The organism is Pseudomonas sp. P4_D7 (assembly GCF_056401755.1).
The window spans coordinates 30,516-33,201 of the sequence record NZ_JBFUIR010000056.1 but is presented as its reverse complement, the minus strand read 5'-3'; the positions used below and the strand labels follow the sequence as shown (position 1 = coordinate 33,201).

2 protein-coding genes are annotated in these 2,686 nt (G+C 59.6%); one reads left to right on the top strand and one right to left on the bottom strand.

Annotation, left to right across the window (positions count from 1 at the left end; genetic code table 11):
* The first annotated feature begins 338 nt into the window (after positions 1-338).
* A complete protein-coding gene (gene betT / locus AC1DVF_RS25210; protein WP_163030199.1) occupies positions 339-2,300 on the top strand; it encodes a choline transporter BetT in 1,962 nt (653 codons plus the stop codon).
* Positions 2,301-2,324: 24 nt separating this feature from the next.
* On the opposite strand, the gene AC1DVF_RS25205 is transcribed toward betT, so the two are convergent.
* On the bottom strand, positions 2,325-2,585 hold the full coding sequence (locus AC1DVF_RS25205) for a hypothetical protein (RefSeq protein ID WP_093440654.1): 261 nt from the start codon (positions 2,583-2,585) through the stop codon (positions 2,325-2,327).
* Positions 2,586-2,686: the final 101 nt, after the last annotated feature.

Sequence of the window (2,686 nt, the reverse complement as noted above, 5' to 3'; positions counted from 1 at the left end):
GCGTTTCAAATGTGGGAGCGAGCCTGCTCGCGAATGATTTTCAGACCAAATCAAGATAATGGCAATCAGCCAATTCTCCAGTGAACGAATACCCTCAAACCCGCGTCATACCCATCCTTGAGCTAGCGTAGGAAAACTACCGCCTAGCCGTACGATTAGTCCTTGCCACCCTATCCATGTTTAACTTGAACGTTCATTCAAGTTAAACCGGTGGTTCGCTGCCCGCTCACAACAGGAGGCTTGCCTTTGCTGAGTCCGATCATTTCAGCCACGTTTCAACCCTTCGAGGTGCACGTTTCATGAGTGCATCGTCTACCCCCGCCAGCGGTCTGGTACGCATGAATCCGCCGGTGTTCTACTTCGCCGCGACGGTCATTCTGCTGTTTGGTCTCGTTGTCATCGCCATGCCGGAGCAGGCAGGCGCCTGGCTGCTGGAAGCGCAAAACTGGGCGGCCAATACGGTCGGCTGGTACTACATGCTCGCGATGACCCTGTATCTGGTCTTCGTGGTGGTCACCGCCTTATCCGGCTACGGCAAGATAAAACTCGGTGCCGACCACGACGAGCCCGAATTCAGTTATTTGTCCTGGGCCGGCATGCTGTTCGCCGCCGGGATCAGCATCACGCTGTTCTTCTTCTGCGTCTCTGAACCGCTGACCCATATGCTCCAGCCGCCGCAAGGCGAGGCGGGCACGGCGGATGCGGCGCGTCAGGCGATGCAGATTCTGTTCTTGCACTGGGGCCTGCATGGCTGGGGCGTGTTCGCCTTCGTCGGCATGGCGTTGGCGTATTTCGCTTACCGTCACAACCTGCCGCTGGCTCTGCGTTCGGCGCTGTATCCGCTGATCGGCAAACGCATCAACGGCCCGATCGGTTACGCAGTGGACGGCTTCGGCATCATCGCCACGGTGTTCGGTCTGGGCGCCGACATGGGCTTTGGTGTGCTGCACCTCAACTCCGGTCTCGACTACCTGTTCGGCATCGCTCACACCCAGTGGATTCAGGTCGGCCTGATCACGCTGATGATGGGCGCAGCGATCATCGTTGCCGTCTCCGGCGTCGATAAAGGCGTGCGGGTGATGTCCGACATCAACATGCTGCTGGCCTGTGCGCTGCTGCTGTTCGTGTTGTTCGCCGGGCCTACCCAGCACCTGCTCAACACCTTGATCCAGAACCTCGGCGACTATCTCGGCGCCTTGCCGATGAAGAGTTTCGACCTCTACGCCTACGACAAACCGAGCGACTGGCTTGGTGGCTGGACAGTGTTCTACTGGGCCTGGTGGATTGCATGGTCGCCGTTCGTGGGCCTGTTCATCGCACGGATTTCCCGTGGCCGGACCATCCGCGAATTCGTCTTCGGCGTGCTGCTGATTCCGCTCGGTTTCACCCTCGCGTGGATGTCGATCTTCGGCAACAGTGCGCTGGACCAAGTGCTCAACCACGGCATGAGCGCGCTGGGCATGTCGGCCATCGACAACCCGTCGATGAGCATTTACCTGCTGCTGGAAACCTACCCATGGAGCAAAACCGTCATCGCTGTGACGGTGTTTATCAGCTTCGTGTTCTTCGTGACGTCTGCCGACTCCGGCACCGTGGTGCTCTCGACCTTGTCGGCCAAGGGTGGCAACCCGGACGAAGACGGGCCGAAATGGCTGCGGGTGTTCTGGGGCGCGATGACCGCGTTGATCACCAGTGCGCTGCTGTTCTCCGGCAGCATCGATGCGCTGAAATCAGCGGTAGTGCTGACCTCGTTGCCGTTCTCGTTGATCCTGCTGTTGATGATGTGGGGTCTGCACAAGGCGTTCTATCTGGAGTCGCAGAAGCAGATCGCGCAGTTGCACTCGCTGGCACCGGTCTCCGGTTCACGGCGCGGTACGGGCGGCTGGCGTCAGCGGCTGAGTCAGGCGGTGCACTTCCCGTCGCGCGACGAGGTGTACCGTTTCATGGACACCACGGTACGCCCGGCAATTGAAGAAGTGACGGCGGTGTTCGTTGAAAAAGGCCTCAACGTGGTCACCCAGCCGGATCCGGCGAATGACAGCGTCAGCCTCGAAATCGGCCATGGTGATGCGCATCCGTTCATCTATCAGGTGCAGATGCGCGGCTACTTCACGCCGTCGTTCGCGCGTGGCGGGATGGGCTCGAAGCAGCTCAACAATCGTCGTTACTACCGCGCCGAAGTGCACTTGAGCGAGGGCAGTCAGGACTACGATCTGGTCGGCTACACCAAAGAACAGATCATCAACGACATCCTCGATCAGTACGAACGCCATATGCAGTTCCTGCACTTGGTACGTTGATCGGCGCCTGAGCGCCGGGTCCGCTCAGGATTCGGCGCTCAGCACCATGAACAACACCATCGCCGCCACCGGCACCCCGAACACCGCACTGCCTATGGCTATTTCCGAACCCACGGACTGGCCGGCATGCACCACGCCCACCGCGCCATTGATCACCGTCAACGCCAACCACAGGGCGGCGAAGCCGTAGGCCATGGTCTGGCGGCTGAAGCCGATGCGCTCGCCGATGTAAAGCATCAGAGCGAGCAGGACCAGGCCGAAGAAAATGATGATGGCRGTGTGCATGGCGGATTCTGCCTGGTGGAGGTGCATTGCCTGAAGGATCGCTTTCGCGAGCAGGCTCGCTCCCACAGGGATTTCATGTACACAGGAAATCCCTGTGGGAG

Excerpts from the sequence above, each read along its gene's own strand:
- betT (WP_163030199.1), top strand. The coding sequence starts at position 339 with ATGAATCCGCCGGTGTTCTACTTCGCCGCGACGGTCATTCTGCTGTTT.